Source organism: Novosphingobium sp. LASN5T, from assembly GCF_003856955.1.
Classification (GTDB): Bacteria; Pseudomonadota; Alphaproteobacteria; order Sphingomonadales; family Sphingomonadaceae; genus Novosphingobium.
The window spans coordinates 19872-36807 of sequence record NZ_RQSI01000013.1; the positions used below are offsets into that span (position 1 = coordinate 19872).

Here is a 16936-nt window from a genome sequence, read left to right on the forward strand (position 1 = left end):
AGAAGAAAACTAGCGAAATTTTGCGCTGAGGTCGCTTGATGGCCCCAAGAAGAACAATGGCATAACCGAGTTTCGAAAACGTTATGCGTGGTCTTCCCGTTCATCGCGCCTGAACCGCGATCGCGCTCGCCCATCCTCCGTCGCGCGCGGCCATCACCGATCCGCGCGCACTGAGGTGGGCGTGATCGGCATACAGAATGACGCCGTCGCGATAGGATTGGCAACGCCCGCCCGGACAAAACCAGCGATCCATGCGCACGACCCCAATATCATGTCCGCGTTCGGCGGACTCGAGGAAATGAAGGACGGCCCGCTTTTCCGAGCGATATTCTGCTTCCGCGAAACTGCATTCCGCATTCGCGCCCAGGGTCCACCGCCCTTCTGTCCGGCGCAGCGCGCACCGGCCGTAGTCAGTGGCCGTCGAAGGAGGCGGTGCCAGGAACACCACCTTTCGCCCCATCCCCCGAATCGCCGCCACGGCCTCATCAAGCGCGTGCAGCAAGGCTTCTTCGCTGCGTGGCAAAACAACAGGCGCGCCGTTTCCGCGATCGACCAGCAGCGCGAAGCCGGGTTCGGCATCGGGCAGATACTGGCCGATGGAACTCGACAGGATCACGGTACTAAGCTCCGGATGCCGGGCCAGCATCGCCACGACGGAGCGGTTGAAACGGAGGCACGCTTCGCCCTGCCTGCGGGGATAGAGTTTCTCGTTGACCGCGGCAACGCCAACAAACGGTCCGCAGAATGTCTTGGTCGCCTGCACGATGCCTCCAGGTGTGACCGCCGCTACGCCCGGCGCAACGTGCATCCCGAACGAATCCCCCCATACCAGCGTCTCGGGGGCAGGTCCGGAACGGCAGGCGCGATCCTCCAGCGTGGAGCCATTGCCATTGCAGGCAGCGGAAAGGCCGAAATTGGGTGCACGGTCCCCCACCGCAGCGCCCGAACGCAGGGTCGCTGCATAGACCAGCCCCACGGTCACCAGCGGGATCGCGAGCAAGACCGCCAAGCTGGTCGCGCCCATCCGGAACGAACGCAGACGCCGCTCAACCCAGCGATACTGCGCCTCGGCCCAGACAAGACAGGGAATGATCAGCAGCAGGTTCACCCACAACGGCACCGGCGCAATCATGACGTTGCCGGCAAAGGCAAACACCGGCCAGTGGACCAGATAGAGCGAATAGGAACGATCGCCCGTCGCGCAGATGGGCGCCAGCATGGCGGAAAGCCGCTTGCCCGGCTCTCCGCCCGGCACGAGCAACAGCGCGGTGGCAAGGCAGCAAACCAGGGCCGCCCAGCCGGGATGGTTCGCATCATCGGCCACCAGCGGCACGATCAGCAGTATCGCAACGGCGAGCATCCGCGCCGCCGGCCATCGCCCGGGCTTTACCCGTCCGCGCGCCAGCGCCAGTGCCAGAACGCTGCCGACACCCAGCTCCCAGGCCCGCGACGGCACCATGTAAAAGGCGGCGGATGGCGCAAACGAGCGTAGCCAGAGACATCCCGCGAAGCTCGCTACGGTCGCCATCGTCACCAGTGACAGGCGGAAGCGCCGGGGAGCGAACGCCAGCAGCAGCGGCAGGCCGAGGTAATACTGCTCCTCCACCGCAAGCGACCACATGTGCAACAGCGGCTTCAATTCCGCGCCGCTGCTGAAATAGTCGGCCTGCCGCCAAAGGACGACATTGACCACGAATGCAAAGGCGCCGGCCAATTGCGCGGCGAAATCCTTCAGTTCCTTGCTATCCAGCAGGAACACCGCGAAAGCGGCGGTGACGACCAGCGTGGCATATGCCGCGGGCAGCAGTCTCCGCGCGCGCCGGGCATAAAAGCCCGCGAAGGTGAAGCTGCCATTGCCCAGTCCGTCGTCGATGATCCGTGCCATCAGAAAGCCCGACACGACGAAGAAGATGTCGACGCCAAGAAAACCGCCCGGCACGAACGGGACGCGCGCGTGATGCGCCAGAACCAGCAGAATTGCCAGGCCGCGCAGGGCCTGGATGTCCAGGCGCAGTCGGCCGCCGACTGCGTGCGCCGTGGCCGTCACCGAGGCAGGCTGTCCGCCGTGCGCCGCGCCATGCGGGGTTTAAGGGACATGCGCATCATCGGCTTTTCCACGAAAGAATGCACCACCACCGCCACCACGCAGGAAAGGAAAACAGCAGGCACAAGACGGAAATCCATCGCCCAATCCCCCAGCTTGCGTAGAACGATGAACAATGCGGCGATGCAATACATATGCACCAAGTATAGCGAGTATGAGGCATCGCCCAGCAAAAGCAACAGGTTGCTACGTGGCAGCGCGGATTCCAGCCGGATGCCCCCCATGACCAGGCAGGTTCCGGCAAGCATGAAACAGGCATCGGCCTGGTTGCTGAACAACACCTCGGGCGTCACGCGCATGCCCGCCACCAGAAACACGGCGGCAGCGAGCAGCCAGCCCAGACCGGAACCGATGGAAACCTCCGCATCTCCCCCGCGCAGGTGCCACAGGCCGATGGCCATCCCGCCAACGAACGTCAGCACCACCGGGCGGCCATAGAATTCAAAGGCCACGCCTTGCGGCTGGAACAGCGCATTGAACAGCGTGATGCCGAGCAGGACCAGCGCCACCCCGATGAACCGCTTGGCCGCAGTCAGGTAACTGAATGCCGCGAACAGAACGTAGAAGAACATCTCGTAGTTCAACGTCCATCCCAGCTTCATCATCGGCACGATTTCGTCATTCCCGCGCCGGAACGGGATGAACAGCACGGATTTGACAAAGCCCTCCAGCGAATAAGTCGTATTCTTGAGCAGCATCGGAAAGACGATCGCTATCAGCGCGACTACCAGTGTGACCAGCCAATAGAGCGGCGCCACCCTCGCGATGCGCCTGAGCAGGAAATCCGGAGCTGAAAAAGCGCCGTTGCCCGTCACCGACACCATGATGAACCCGCTTATAACGAAGAACAGGATCACGGCAAAGCTGCCCAGACGGACGATCGACGGAATCTCGACATTCAGCGGATGAAGAATCGCATGTACAACGACCACCGCAAGCGCCGCAAACGCCCGAAGATACTGAATCGAGTAAAGCTTTTTCATTGCGTTTTTTTACGCCCCTGCCGAACCAGCGACAACGGGGGTTGCGAAGACCCGAATCCCAAACAGGAACACTTCGGCGCCATGGAAACATGGTAAATGCACCGGAATACAGAAGCAAAACGTGGACAAGCGCCCTCGAGCACCAGCCCTTTTGCGCCAAACCGCGAAAGTGTGGTCTATGCCTTTGCGATCCGGTATCCTTTGCCTGGCGCGTACCCACCGATGATCCCGCCGGAGCGCAATGTCCTTCGTTATCCGCCAATCCGCTCTGACCACGATGCGCCAAGCCGCAGCCGGCGCGGCGCCACGGGAAGCGTGCGGCCTGCTGCTTGGGCAAGGGGCGCATGTGGAGACTGCGATGCCCACCGCAAACGTCGCATCCGACCCGATGCGCCATTTCGAGATCGACCCGGCGGCCCTGATCGCCGCACATCGCCACGCGCGCGCGGATGGCGCAAAGGTGCTGGGATATTTTCATTCCCATCCCAACGGCCTACCCCATCCTTCCCGGACCGATCAGGCGGCAGCGGCGGGCGACAACCGGATATGGGCCATCGTGGCGCGCGGGCGCATCACCTTGTGGAAGGATGCGCCATCCGGTTTCGAACCGCTTTCCTATGACACCGTAGAAGGTTAAGGCGAAGCAACCATGCCGTACCGACACGCCGAGAGGACCGCGCACGCGCCGCTTTACGGGCCATCCCGCTCCGGGGCGGGTCATGCGCGCAGGACCGTGTCAACTTCGTCAACTTCACCAGCCCCGAACACTCCATTCCCGAAAGCAAGCGCCGGATCATGACCACCGAAGCACTCGAACTCGCCAGCCTGCTCTGCTCCCGGCTGTGCCACGACATGCTCAGCCCGGTGGGGGCGCTTTCCAACGGGCTCGAGCTTCTGTCCGATGAAAAAGACCCGGAGATGCGCAAGCGCTGCTTCGAACTGCTGGAGCAGAGCGCCAAGATTTCCACCGACAAGCTGCGTTTTTTTCGACTGGCCTTCGGCGCGGCGGGTGGTTTCGGCGATTCGGTGCCGCTGTCCGAACCCAAGGCGCTGGTCGATGCGCTGGTCGGCAACAATGGCCGTGTGACAGTGAACTGGGTGCTGGGCGGGGATAGCCTGCCCAAGCCGGCGGTGAAGGTGCTGCTCAACCTCTCGCTGATCGCGCTCGATTCGCTGGTGCGCGGCGGTACGCTCGACATCGGCGCCGAGCCGCGCGATGGAACGAGCGAGATCGTGGTGCGCGCTTCAGGGCAGCGGATCGCCTTCGATCCGGCCATCGGCCGCGCGCTCGACGGCAGCGCCGGGCCGGAGGAACTTTCCAGTCGCACCGCGCCCGCCACGATGCTGCACCAGCTTGTCGCCAGCATGGGGGGCGGTTTGCAGTACCACCTCTCCGACGACGCCCTGGTGATGGGCGCGGTGGTGCCCGCGGCATAAGGCGCCCGCCATGGCGATGAACCGGTGGCTGATCCATCGCGAGGTTCCCTCGCCCAACTGGAACGAGCGCACGCTGCCGGTATCGATGGTGGTGCTCCACTACACCGGGATGCGCACCGCCGCCGAAGCGTTGGAACGCATGTGCGATCCCGCCGCCGAGGTTTCCGCGCACTACATGGTCGACGAGGACGGCACGGTCACCCTGCTGGTGCCCGAGGAAAAGCGCGCGTGGCACGCCGGCCGATCTTATTGGCGGGGGATTACCGACATCAATTCGGCCAGCATCGGCATCGAACTGGTCAATCCCGGGCACGAATGGGGATACCGCCCCTTCCCCGACGCGCAGATGGAAGCGCTGATCCCGCTGCTGGCGGACATCGTGAAGCGCCACAACATTCCCCGCGCCAACGTGGTGGGCCATTCGGACATCGCCCCCGCGCGCAAGGACGATCCCGGCGAATTGTTCGACTGGCCGCTGCTCGCCCGCTACCGCCTGGCGCTGCCGACCCCCAAGCCGACCATGCGGCTGCTGTACGACAACGACGGGGCGTTCTTCCTAGCGCTCGAACGCTTCGGCTATGACATCTCCGACGGCCGCGCCGCCGTCCGCGCTTTCCAGCGCCGCTGGCGCCCGCACAGGATCACCGGCGAGATCGACGGACAAATCGGTGGCCTTCTGTTCGAGCTGCTGTTGGAACGCGACCTCGGCCATGCTAGGTGACCTCTCGCCAGGGGGCCGGGCAGCCGCGTCATCGCAAGATGCCGAGGAAAGTCCGGGCTCCACGAAACAGGGTGGCGGGTAACGCCCGCCGGCCTCCGTGCAAGCGGGGGTCAGGGAAAGTGCCACAGAGAGCAGACCGCCTATGCGTCGCAAGACGCAGGCAAGGGTGAAAGGGTGCGGCAAGAGCGCACCGCGCGACCGGCAACGGAAGCGGCACGGCAAACCCCACCCGGAGCAAGACCGAATAGGGACGGCGCGCCGGGCAACCGGCAGGCGTGTTTCGCGCCAAGGTCTTCGGACCTGCAACGTCCGGGTTGGTTGCTGGAGCGGCACGGCAACGTGTCGCCGAGAGGAATGGCTGCCCCCGCCGATACGGTGCCGAATGGCATACCGTCGGCGGGACAGAACCCGGCTTACAGGCTCCCTGGCAAATTATCGTAACCGCAAAGCATTTTCCTACCGGCCCGGTTCGGGCTAGGAGGCGGTCATGTCGGCCGGCCATCATCATCACGATCACCATGGGCATGACCATGGTTCAGGACATGGCCACGGGCATCACCATGCCCCCGCCAGCTTCGGCCGCGCCTTCGCGATCGGCATCGCGCTCAACCTGGGCTTCGTCGTGGTCGAGGCCGCCTATGGCATCGTGGCCGGATCGATGGCGCTGGTGGCCGATGCCGGGCACAACCTTTCCGACGTGCTGGGCCTGGTGATCGCCTGGGGCGCCAGCGTGCTCACCGCCCGGCCGCCGTCCGCACGCTTTACCTATGGTTTCAAGTCCAGCTCGATCCTGGCCGCGCTGGCCAATGCCTCGCTGCTGCTGGTGGCGCTGGGCGCGATCGTGGTCGAAACGATCCGGCGGCTGATCGAGCCGGAGCCAGTGGCCGGCGGCCCGGTGATGATCGTCGCCGCGATCGGCATCGTCATCAACGCCGCCACCGCGCTGATGTTCATGCGCGGCAGCAAGCACGATATCAACATTCGCGGCGCCTACCTGCACATGGCCGCCGACGCGGCGGTTTCGGCGGGCGTCGTCGTGGCCGGCTTTCTCATCACGATGACCGGCTTCGCCTGGATCGACCCGGTGACGAGCCTCGCCATCGTGGCGGTGATCGCCGTCGGCACCTGGGACCTGCTGCGCGATTCGGTGAAGATGGGCCTGCACGGCGTACCCGCCAGCATCGACGAGGGCGCGGTGCGCAGTTTCCTGCGCGGCCAGCCGGGCGTCACCGCCGTCCACGACCTGCACATCTGGCCGATGAGCACCACCGAAACCGCGCTGACCGCCCATCTGGTCATGCCGGAAGGCCACCCCGGTGATGCCTTCCTGCGCGAACTGGCGCACGAGCTGGAGCACGATTTCCGGATCGGCCACACCACCGTCCAGATCGAAGCCGAGCCCATGCTCGATTGCGCGCACGAGTGCCAGGGCGGCGACGCCTGAACGCGAAAGAGGCGCTTGATGGAAAAAGGCGGGCGTCCCGAAGGAAACCCGCCTCTTCAAACGTTCAGCGAACGGGAAGCGTGGCCGTCAGGCCGCTTCCTCCTTGCCCTTGAGCACCTGCACCGGCTCCTTGCGGCCATCGACGACATCCTTGTCGACGACCACTTCGGTCACGCCTTCCAGCGTCGGCAGGTCGAACATCGTATCGAGCAGCAGCCCTTCGACGATCGACCGCAGGCCGCGCGCGCCGGTCTTGCGCTCGATAGCCTTCTTGGCGATCGCTTCCAGCGCGTCGTCGGTGAAGGTAAGCTGCACGTCTTCCAGCTCGAACAGGCGCTGGTACTGCTTGACCAGCGCGTTCTTGGGTTCGCGCAGGATCTTCACCAGCGCCTCGATATCGAGGTCGTTGAGCGTGGCGATCACCGGCAGACGGCCGACGAATTCGGGGATTAGGCCAAACTTGAGCAGGTCTTCCGGCTCCGCCTTCTGCAGCAGTTCGCCCACCTTGCGCTTGTCCGGATCGGCAACGTGCGCGCCAAACCCGATCGAACGCTTCTGCAGGCGATCGGCGATGATCTTTTCCAGGCCGGCAAAGGCGCCGCCGCAGATGAACAGGATGTTGGTCGTGTCCACCTGCAGGAATTCCTGCTGCGGATGCTTGCGCCCGCCCTGCGGCGGGACGGAGGCGGTGGTGCCTTCCATCAGCTTGAGCAGCGCCTGCTGCACGCCCTCGCCCGATACGTCGCGCGTGATGGAGGGGTTTTCCGCCTTGCGGCTGATCTTGTCGATCTCGTCGATATAGACGATGCCGTGCTGCGCCTTCTCCACGTTGTAGTCCGACGCCTGCAGCAGCTTGAGGATGATGTTCTCCACATCCTCGCCCACATAGCCCGCTTCGGTCAGCGTGGTGGCATCGGCCATCGTGAAGGGCACGTCGAACGTCTTGGCCAGCGTCTGCGCCAGCAGCGTCTTGCCCGAACCGGTCGGCCCGACGAGCAGGATGTTCGACTTCGAGAGCTCGACCTCGCTGCCCTTGCCGCTGTGCTTGAGGCGCTTGTAGTGATTGTGGACGGCCACCGAAAGCACGCGCTTGGCACGGTCCTGGCCGATCACGTAGTCGTTCAGCGTCTCGAAGATGTCACGCGGCGTGGGTATGCCGCCATCCTTCTTCCCGGCGATCCCAGCCTTGGTCTCTTCACGGATGATGTCGTTGCACAGCTCGACGCATTCATCGCAGATGAACACGGTCGGCCCCGCGATGAGCTTGCGCACCTCATGCTGGCTCTTGCCGCAGAAGCTGCAGTACAGGGTGCTCTTGGTATCCGATCCGGAAAGCTTCGTCATTCTATCATCCCAGGCGCCTTCCCACGGAAGGCCGGCCCGATCATCCTACTACCCCAAGGGCATTAATCAACCGGACACGTTCAAAGCGAAAATCGGGTTACCGCACGGTGCCTTTCGCCAAGGTTAAGCGCCGTGCGGCCCCTGTCAGTTCTTCCTCATCAGGCGGCCGGCGCGCCGCCCGAACCTTCTTCTACGCCGGTCTGGTCGGTGGCCGGACGCGATTCGAAAACCTTGTCGACAAGGCCGAATTTCTGCGCTTCGTCGGCTTCGAGGAAGGTATCGCGATCCATCGCCCGCTCGATCTCCTCCAGCGTGCGGCCGGTGTACTTGACGTAGAGATTGTTCATCCGTTCACGGATGCGCAGGATCTCGCGCGCCTGGATCTCGATGTCGGACGCCATGCCCTGCGCGCCGCCGGAGGGCTGGTGAATCATGATTCGCGCGTTGGGCAGCGCGATGCGCATGCCCGGCTCGCCCGCCGCCAGCAGGAAGCTGCCCATCGAGCAGGCCTGGCCGATGCACACCGTGGACACGCGCGGGCGGATGTACTGCATGGTGTCATGGATCGCCATGCCCGCCGTGACGACCCCGCCCGGCGAGTTGATGTACATCGAGATGTCCTTCGACGGGTTCTCCGATTCGAGGAACAGCAGCTGCGCGGTGATCAGCGCCGCCATGTGATCTTCCACCTGGCCCGTCACGAAGATGATGCGTTCGCGCAGCAGACGGCTGAAAATGTCGAAGCTGCGTTCGCCGCGGCTGGTCTGTTCGACGACGACGGGAACGAGCGCGCCGGTGACAGGATCGGTGGTGAACTTGCCTTGAGCGCCATAGGCGCCGCTGTTGTGGCCGAACAGGTCGAGCATGAATCCCTCTTGTGGTTGCCGCGTCTATGTCGCGTGCCACGGGAAGATGTTCAAGGGCGTTAACCCGTCCATGCCGGAAATACCGTCCCCATCGGCGGATGAAACGCGAAAATGTCCCGCGCGATCTTGACGGAACCGTGGCGAAACCGCCGTCCATGCCGTCAAACTGTCACCGCTTCGACGCGCAGCGGTCACGAAGGCATCCTACGATCAAGGATCGGAGGACACCATGGGTTCGCACACGCAACTTCGCAGACTTTCGGTCCGGCTGGCGCGCGACCACGGCGATCTGGTGGCCGTGCAGAAACTGCGCTGGCAGGTCTTCGCCGCAGAGATGGGCGCGAACATTCCCGTCAGCGGCGAATCCTGCATCGACAGCGATCCCTATGACTCGCTGTGCGATCACCTGCTCGTGGTCGACGAGGACGGGTGCGCCGAAGATGGCGGGAGGGGCCCGCTGGTGGTTGGGACCTATCGCCTGCTGCGCGAAAGCGTGGCGCGCAAGGCCAGCGGCTTCTATTCGGAAGGCGAGTTCGACCTATCCCGGCTGGCCGGTGCGCGAAGCGGGGGCGGCGAACTGCTCGAACTGGGGCGTTCGTGCGTGCTGCCCGCCTATCGCACCAGCGCGACCATCTCGCTGCTCTGGCGTGGCATCGCGGACTATCTCGCGCTCCATGACATCGGGCTGATGTTCGGCTGCGCCTCGTTCCCCGGCATCGACCCGGACGCGCACGCGGCGGCGCTGTCCTACCTCCATCACGTCTGCCTTGCGCCGGACTACCAGCGGCCTGCGGTGCTTCCCGGCAAGGGCATCGCGCTCGAACGGCTGCCGCGCGGCAGCTATGACGAGCGGCGGGCGCTGGTGCAGTTGCCGCCGCTGATCAAGGGCTACCTGCGCGCGGGCGCGCGCTTCGGTGACGGAGCGTTCGTGGACCGTGAATTCAACACGATCGACGTGTGCGTGGTGATGCCGGTGGACCTGATCTCGGAACGCTACGCCGCCCGCTTCAGCGTCGCGGCTTGATCTTCCAACGGGTCGGCGCCACCGCCCAGCAGGTCGGCAAGGCGCAGCGCGATTCGGGCCTGCGCTTCACGGACGACCTGCTTGCGATCGCCCCCGCCTAGCAGTTTGCCGAAATCGACATCGATGGTCGCGCCCCCGGCAGCGGCCAGCGCCAGCGCGTGCGGCAGCAGGGCGTCGTCCCCGACCCAGGCGACCAACGCTCGCTGGTGCGGATCGCGGCAGGCCAGCGTGACCGGACAGACCATGCGAAGGTCCACCGCCTGATCGGGAACAAGGCTGGTGCGGAACGGCATCACGCCTTCGCCCGTACTGGTCGTACCCTCGGCAAAGAGAACCAGCGAGCGCCCCGACGTCAGCCGCACGACAAGCTCCCCCCGCGCCTCGACCACGCCCGCCCGGCGATGGCGGTCGACGAACACGCTGCCGTGCCGTTGCGCCAGAACGCCCAGCAGGGGCCAGCCGGCAACATCGGCCTTGGCCACGAAACCCACGTCCGCCACGCGCGCCAGTACCGCGATATCGACCCACGACAGGTGATTCGCCAACGCCAGCGTGCCCGGCGCCAGGCGACGATCGCCATGGCACCGGACACGAATGCCGAAGCCTCGCAGCAGAATGTCCCACGCCGCGTTCTCGATCGCCCGGCGCGACGTGCGCCACCGCCCCGCCAGCCGCCAGGGCACCGACAGCATCAGCACGAGAACGAGCGAACCGAGCGCGCGGCCGCAGCGATAGCCCACGCGCAATTTCCGCCAGCCTTCGGCCATCGACGATCACTCCCGCGCATATATCCGCATCGTGGCGAGGCATGCGACACGGGCATGACAGGATCGCGACAAACAAAAAGGGCGCGCCCGGTGGCACGCCCTTCCTGTTTCGTCAGTCAGCCCCGGAAGGGGGCGACAGCGCCAAAGATCAGGCCTCTTCGGCCTTCTTCTTGGCGGGAGCCTTCTTCTTCGGAGCCGGCTTTTCGGCAGCGGCTTCCTCGGCCGGCGCTTCGGCGGGAGCGGCCGCCTTCTTCTTCGGCGCGGCCTTCTTCGCGGCGGGCTTGGCTTCCTCGGCCGGGGCTTCGGCGGCGGGCGCTTCCTCGGCGGGCGCTTCGGCCTTCTTCTTGGCCGGAGCCTTCTTCTTCGCGGCGGGCTTCGCTTCGGCCGCCGGCGTCACACCTTCCTCGGCTTCGATCGCGGCCTGCAGTTCGTCACGCGTCACTTCGCGCTCGGCCACTTCGGCCTTGTCGAACAGGAAGTCGACGACCTTGTCCTCGTAGAGCGGCGCGCGCAGCTGGGCGGCGGCAAGCGGTTCCGAACGGACGTATTCGATGAAGCGCTGGCGATCTTCCTCGCGGTACTGCTGGGCCGCCTGGCGGATCAGCATTTCCATTTCCTGCGCGGAAACCTGCACGCCGTTGGCCTGGCCGATTTCGGAGAGGAGCAGGCCCAGGCGGACGCGGCGTTCGGCGATCTTGCGGTAGTCTTCCTTCTCCGCCTCGATCTCCTTCAGCGCTTCCTCGGGGTTTTCCTCGTGGCTCGCTTCGTGGGTCAGCTGCTGCCAAATCTGTTCGAATTCGGCTTCGACCATCGACGGCGGCACGGCGAAATCGTGCCCGGCGGCCAGCTGATCGAGCAGCGCGCGCTTCATCTGGGTGCGGGTAAGACCGGCGGTTTCCTGTTCGAGCTGGCCCTTGAGGAGGCCGCGCAGCTGCTCCAGGCTTTCGAGGCCGAGCATCTTGGCAAACTCGTCATCGGCCACGAACTCGCCGCCGTGCTTCACCGCCTTCACCGTGATGTCGAAGGTGGCTTCCTTGCCCTTCAGGTTCTCGGCCGGATAGTCTTCCGGGAACGTGACGGTGATGACCTTCTCGTCACCCACCTTCACGCCCGTGAGCTGTTCCTCGAAGCCGGGGATGAAGCGGCCCGAACCGATTTCCAGCGCCTGGTCCTCGGCGGTGCCGCCCTCGAAGGCGACGCCATCGACCTTGCCGAGGAAATCGATGATCAGCTGATCGCCTTCCTTGGCCTTGGCGTTCTTCGGCGCGTCGGTGAACTTCTTCTGCCCGGCGGCGATGCGGTTGACGGCTTCGTCCACCTGATCCTCGCCCACGGGAACCACCAGCTTTTCAAGCTTCAGCCCTTCGAGCGACGGCGCGGCGATATCCGGCAGGACTTCGAGCGCGACGGTCAGTTCGGCGTCCTGCCCTTCGGCATAGCCATCGCCCAGCGCAACCGAGGGCTGCACGGCGGGGCGCAGCTTGTGATCGGCGACGAGCTTGTCGAGCGCGGCGCGGATGGTGGTGTTGAGCGCTTCCTGGTGAAGCGCCGGGCCGTGAATCTTGCGCACGAGGTTCGCGGGCACCTTGCCGGGGCGGAAGCCGGGCATCCGCACCTGCGGCGTGATCTTCTTCACTTCCCCTTCAACGCGCGACGCGATGTCGGCGGCCGGGATGGTCACAGTGTAGGCGCGCTTCAGGCCCTCGTTGGTGGTCTCGACGATCTGCATCCTGATCCAACTTTCTGTACGTCATTGACGCACCGCGCGGCGCGTCGTCCTCGGGTCGGAGCATGGCGCAGCGGCTGGTGCGGGCGAAGGGACTCGAACCCCCACATCTTGCGATACTGGAACCTAAATCCAGCGCGTCTACCAGTTCCGCCACGCCCGCATCCGGCGAAAAGCAGGCGGTGCCCCTATCGCAGCGGCGGGAAAAGGGCAAGCGCCTTGGGCCTCAACGGGCCCTGATCGGGCAATGCGGTACGCGGGAAGCCTTTCGATCAGGGTGCAAGGCGCGCCAGCAAGGCCAGCCACCCCCGTCCCGGAAGCGGTGCGGGGCGCGCTGCGGACCGATCGTCGGCCGCGCATTCCAGGCAATAGGCCTGCGCGCCGCGACCCGAGAGCAAGCGCGCGGCATCGGCCATCAGCCGGTCGGCCAGAGCCTGCTGGCGCAGCGCGACGAAGCCGGCAAGATCACCCGACGGTGCCGCCGCGGCGTCTCCGTCGTCGCTCACCATCTGTTCCAGCAGGCTGCGCACCGTACCATCGCCCGATCCCAGAAAAACCGGATGCCACTTGTCGACCTTGGCCGCCTTGGCGGTCCACGCCAGCGCATCGTCCAGCCCGCCGAACTGGTCGACAAGCCCGTTCTGCCGCGCGGTGCCGCCATCCCAGATGCGCCCCTGGCCGATCGCGTCGACCTGTTCGGGCGTCTTGTGGCGCGATGCGCCGACAAGGCCAATAAAGCGGCGGTAGTTGTTTTCGATCTGGCCTTGCAGCAACCCCTGGAACGCCGGAGTCAGGCCACCCAGCAGGTCGGGCTGACCGGCCAGCGGCGTCGTGCGCAGGCCATCGGCATGGACGCCGTACTGCGCGATGGTGTCCTCGACGGTCGGGATCACCGCGAAAATGCCGATCGAGCCGGTGATGGTATCCGGTTCGGCGAAGATGCGCTGGCCGGGCGTGGAGACCCAGTACCCGCCGCTCGCCGCCAGATTCGCCATGGAAACGGCCACGGGCAAGCCCTTGGCCTTGATCCGTTCGATCGCCGCGCGAATGCGTTCCGACGCCAGCACCGATCCGCCGGGCGAATCGACGCGCACCACCAGTCCGGCGTAGTCATCGCTGGCCGCCGCCTTGTCGAGCAGCGCGGCAATGCGGTCACCGCCCGCGGTTCCCGGGCCGGCATCGCCGTCGACGATCTCGCCGGCAATGGTCACCACGGCGATCGCCTTGCCTTCGCGCGGTTCCGGCCTGTCGGCGAGATAGGTCGCCATGTCGGTGGAGCGGAACGCGCCCAGCCCGGCCGCAGGATCGGCGCCCGCCAGTTCGGCCACGCGCTTGCCGAAGGCAATGCGATCGCCCAGCTTGTCGACCAACCCGGCCTTGAGCGCGGCCTGCGCCGCATCGTTGTTGCTTTCGGCCAGCCACTTCACCGGATCGCCAGTCACCAGCGCCAGATTTGCCTTGGGCCGGGCCTTCTTCACTTCGGCCTGCCAGCTATCCCACAGCGCGGTGTACACCGCGTTTAGCGCTTCCTTCGCTTCGGGCGAGGCATCGTCACGGATGTAGGGTTCCACCGCGCTCTTGTACGTGCCGACCTTGAAGACGTGCGCCTTCACCTTCAGCCGGTCGAGCAGCGCCTTGTAATAAAGATTGGTGCCGCCGGGGCCGGTCACGATCGCGCCGCCGATCGGATCGACCCAGACCTCGCTGGCATGGGCCGCCAGTTGCACGCCATCGTCCTGGTACATCACCGCGCGGACCAGCACCGGCTTCTTCGCCGCCCGGGCCTTGTCCATCGCCGCGCCGATATGGCTGAGATGCACCTGCCGCCCGCCGGCGAACTTTTCAAGGTCCAGCACGATTACCTTGATCCGCGAATCGGTGGCCGCCTGCTCGATCGCGCGCGCGATGTCGCGTTCGCGGTATTCCCGGCGCGGCTTTTCGCCGCTGGTGAGTAGGCTGAACGGATCGATATGGCTGCGCTCCTCCACCACCGGGCCATCGAGCACGAGATAGAGCGCGCCTTCACGCACCATGCCGGGCGCCGGACGCAGCGTGAGCACCGCATAGAGCGCCCAGAAGAACAGCAGGAGGAACAGGAGGACGAGAGCGTCCTTGACGGCGACGAGGAGCTTCCAGGCCGAGCGAGCGAACTTCATGGGGGATATCTACGGCCGGAACGCGAAGAGTTCCAGCCGCAAGGCTTGAGATGCCTCCATCGCGGGTCTAGGGCGTGGTCTTCGATGCACCCATCGACCCCCACCTCCCCCGCCGCACCGCCATCGGCCCGCTATCCCGCCGGCGGCCTTGCCTTCCCCCATCGCGATCTGACCGGGATCGGCCGGCTTGCCCGGCACGAGATCCTGTTCCTGCTGGACGAGGCGGAACAGTGGGTGGAGCTGAACCGGCAATCGCAGAAGCGCGCCGAAGTTCTTTCCGGCCTGACCATCATCAACGCCTTCTTCGAGAATTCCACCCGCACGCTGCTGTCGTTCGAGATCGCGGGCAAGCGGCTGGGGGCAGACGTGGTCAACATGCACGCCGCCACGTCCAGCGTGAAGAAGGGCGAAACGCTGATCGACACGGCGATGACGCTGAACGCGATGCGCGCGGACGCCATCGTCATCCGCCACGCCAGTTCCGGCGCGGTGCGGCTGATCGCCGAAAAGGTCGATTGCCCCGTGCTCAACGCGGGCGACGGCCAGCACGAGCATCCCACGCAGGCACTGCTGGACGCGCTGACCATCCGCCATGCGCTGAAGCTCGCCCCCGGCAGCGACCTGAACGGCCTGCGCGTGACGATCTGCGGGGACATCCTGCACAGCCGTGTGGCCCGCTCCAACATCCTGGCCCTGACCGCGCTGGGCTGCGATGTCAGCGTCTGCGCGCCGCCCGCGCTGATGCCCTCCGAGATCGAGGCGATGGGCGTGACGCCGTTCCACGATTTCGACGCGGCGCTGAAAGGCGCGCAAGTGGTGATGATGCTGCGGCTTCAGCAGGAACGGATGAGCGGCCAGTTCATCCCCTCCCCCCGCGAATACCGGCATCTGTACGGGCTGACGCTCGACCGGCTCGCCAAGGCGGAAGCCGATGCCTTCGTCATGCATCCCGGCCCCATGAACCGGGGCGTGGAGATCGACAGCCAGGTGGCCGACCATCCAACCCGCAGCCTGATTACCCGGCAGGTGGAACGCGGCGTCGCCATCCGCATGGCCTGTCTGGACGTGCTGACACGGCGCGCGAGAGGCGTGCCCGGCTGGGCCGAAGAACAGGGAGTCCTTGCATGACCCCGCGCCCGCTGACCATCACCGGCGGCAGGCTGGTGCTGCCCGAAGGCGAACCCGTTGCCGGCGCGCTGCGCTGCGAGAACGGGCGGATCGTGGCGATCGGGAATGTTTCGCCGGCGGAAGGCGATGACGTGATCGACGCGCGCGGCGCGCTGATCGCGCCGGGCCTCGTCGATCTGGGCGTCTTCGCCATCGACAAGCCGGCGTTCCACTTCGGCGGCATCACCCGCGCCGCGCTGATGCCCGATCAGGGGCCGCCACTGGACCATCCGGCGCGCGTCCGCTTCGCCGCGCAATCGGGTAAGCCCGATTTCTGGGTCCACCCGCTCGCCGCCGCCACGCGCGGGCTGGAAGGCGCGGAACTCGCCGAACTGGCCCTGATGCGCGAGGCCGGCGCACGCGCGGTCGCGACCGGGCGGAACTGGATCGCCGATTCGGGCGTGATGCTTCGGCTGCTGCGCTATTGCGCGATGCTCGGGCTGGTCGTCATCACCCATGCCGAGGATGCCGGCGTCACCGGCGCGGCCGTGGCCACCGCCGGCGAGATGGCGACCCGGCTGGGCCTGCCGTCCGCCCCGGCCGAGGCCGAAGCGCTGGCGGTGGCGCGCGACATCACGCTGGCCGAACTATCGGGTTGCCACGTCCACTTCCGGCAGGTGACGACTGCGCGCGCGCTCGATCTGGTGCGCAAGGCCAAGGCGCGCGGGGTGCCGGTCAGCGCGGGCGTGACCCCGGCGCATTTCATGCTCTCCGATCTGGAACTCGCCGATTTCCGCACGTTCTGCCGCCTTTCGCCGCCGCTGCGCAGCGATGCCGATCGCAAGGCGGTGATCGCCGCGATCGCCGACGGCACGATCGACGTGATCGCATCGGGCCATGATCCGCGCGGCCCCGAGGACAAGCGCCTGCCCTTTGCCGATGCCGAACCGGGCATGGCCGGGGCGGAAACGCTGTTGCCGCTGACGCTGACGCTGGTGCGCGATGGTCATATCGATCTGGCCCGCGCGTTCGATCTGCTGGCGGGCGCCCCCGCGCGCCTGCTGGGCGTGGATGCGGGGCGGCTGGAAGCGGGCTGGGAAGCCGATATCGCGCTCGTCGATCCGGTCCGTCCCTGGATCGTCGATTCGGACAAGATGGCAGCCAGCGCCGGCAACACGCCGTTCGACCGACGGCCCGTGGAAGGCCGGGTCAACGCCCTGTTCAAGGGCGGCAAGCTGATCGCCTGAACGCGGGCGG

The 16936-nt window shown here is 65.9% G+C and carries 14 protein-coding genes, 1 tRNA gene and 1 other RNA gene; 8 read left to right on the forward strand and 8 right to left on the reverse strand.

The features are described 5' to 3' along the window. Positions 1–100: 100 nt before the first annotated feature. Together EH199_RS10495 and EH199_RS10500 are read right to left on the reverse strand one after the other, a co-directional pair. Complete coding sequence (locus EH199_RS10495; protein WP_124809212.1) at positions 101–2047, reverse strand: acyltransferase family protein; 1947 nt, start codon at positions 2045–2047, stop codon at positions 101–103. Beyond that, positions 2044–3087 (reverse strand): acyltransferase, encoded by a 1044-nt coding sequence (locus tag EH199_RS10500; protein ID WP_124809213.1) that lies wholly within the window; start codon positions 3085–3087, stop codon positions 2044–2046. The genes EH199_RS10495 and EH199_RS10500 overlap by 4 nt, the downstream gene beginning before the upstream one ends. 241 nt (positions 3088–3328) lie before the next feature. On the opposite strand from EH199_RS10500, the gene EH199_RS10505 reads away from it, so the two are divergent. The 5 genes from EH199_RS10505 (at position 3329) to EH199_RS10525 (ending at position 6689) form a co-directional block, all read left to right on the forward strand. Continuing rightward, positions 3329–3724: a Mov34/MPN/PAD-1 family protein gene (locus tag EH199_RS10505; protein ID WP_124809214.1), complete on the forward strand. Its 396-nt coding sequence runs from the start codon at positions 3329–3331 to the stop codon at positions 3722–3724. Between the two features lie 158 nt (positions 3725–3882). Continuing rightward, a complete protein-coding gene (locus EH199_RS10510) occupies positions 3883–4524 on the forward strand; it encodes a histidine phosphotransferase family protein (RefSeq protein WP_124809215.1) in 642 nt (213 codons plus the stop codon). Positions 4525–4540: 16 nt separating this feature from the next. Continuing rightward, positions 4541–5245 carry an N-acetylmuramoyl-L-alanine amidase gene (locus EH199_RS10515; protein ID WP_124809305.1) on the forward strand — a complete coding sequence of 235 codons (705 nt, stop codon included), beginning with the start codon at positions 4541–4543 and terminating at the stop codon, positions 5243–5245. A 7-nt stretch (positions 5246–5252) separates the two neighbouring features. After that, positions 5253–5677: RNase P RNA component class A (gene rnpB / locus EH199_RS10520), an RNA gene on the forward strand. A 55-nt stretch (positions 5678–5732) separates the two neighbouring features. Then, positions 5733–6689 (forward strand): cation diffusion facilitator family transporter, encoded by a 957-nt coding sequence (locus tag EH199_RS10525; protein WP_124809216.1) that lies wholly within the window; start codon positions 5733–5735, stop codon positions 6687–6689. Between the two features lie 87 nt (positions 6690–6776). Here EH199_RS10525 and clpX read toward each other — a convergent pair whose 3' ends face one another. Together clpX and clpP are read right to left on the reverse strand one after the other, a co-directional pair. Then, entirely contained in the window at positions 6777–8033 is a 1257-nt protein-coding gene (gene clpX / locus EH199_RS10530; protein ID WP_124809217.1) for an ATP-dependent Clp protease ATP-binding subunit ClpX, read from the reverse strand. 158 nt (positions 8034–8191) lie between these two features. Continuing rightward, a complete protein-coding gene (clpP, locus tag EH199_RS10535) occupies positions 8192–8899 on the reverse strand; it encodes an ATP-dependent Clp endopeptidase proteolytic subunit ClpP (protein WP_124809218.1) in 708 nt (235 codons plus the stop codon). Between the two features lie 229 nt (positions 8900–9128). On the opposite strand from clpP, the gene EH199_RS10540 reads away from it, so the two are divergent. Then, positions 9129–9923: a GNAT family N-acetyltransferase gene (locus tag EH199_RS10540; RefSeq protein WP_124809219.1), complete on the forward strand. Its 795-nt coding sequence runs from the start codon at positions 9129–9131 to the stop codon at positions 9921–9923. On the opposite strand, the gene EH199_RS10545 is transcribed toward EH199_RS10540, so the two are convergent. The 4 genes from EH199_RS10545 to sppA form a co-directional block, all read right to left on the reverse strand. Beyond that, complete coding sequence (locus EH199_RS10545) at positions 9893–10690, reverse strand: lysophospholipid acyltransferase family protein (RefSeq protein ID WP_124809220.1); 798 nt, start codon at positions 10688–10690, stop codon at positions 9893–9895. The genes EH199_RS10540 and EH199_RS10545 overlap by 31 nt on opposite strands. Positions 10691–10838: 148 nt before the next feature. Continuing rightward, positions 10839–12419 (reverse strand): trigger factor, encoded by a 1581-nt coding sequence (gene tig, locus EH199_RS10550; protein ID WP_124809221.1) that lies wholly within the window; start codon positions 12417–12419, stop codon positions 10839–10841. A 75-nt stretch (positions 12420–12494) separates the two neighbouring features. Continuing rightward, a tRNA-Leu gene (locus EH199_RS10555) sits at positions 12495–12579 on the reverse strand. Positions 12580–12688: 109 nt separating this feature from the next. Next, positions 12689–14572 (reverse strand): signal peptide peptidase SppA, encoded by a 1884-nt coding sequence (sppA, locus tag EH199_RS10560; RefSeq protein WP_124809222.1) that lies wholly within the window; start codon positions 14570–14572, stop codon positions 12689–12691. 84 nt (positions 14573–14656) lie between these two features. Between sppA and EH199_RS10565 the strand changes: the two genes are divergently transcribed. Further along, the gene (locus EH199_RS10565) at positions 14657–15700 is read left to right on the forward strand and encodes an aspartate carbamoyltransferase catalytic subunit (RefSeq protein WP_124809223.1); all 1044 of its coding nucleotides are present in this window, start codon (positions 14657–14659) and stop codon (positions 15698–15700) included. After that, positions 15697–16926 (forward strand): dihydroorotase family protein, encoded by a 1230-nt coding sequence (locus EH199_RS10570; RefSeq protein WP_124809224.1) that lies wholly within the window; start codon positions 15697–15699, stop codon positions 16924–16926. The genes EH199_RS10565 and EH199_RS10570 overlap by 4 nt, the downstream gene beginning before the upstream one ends. The last annotated feature ends 10 nt before the right edge of the window (positions 16927–16936 follow it).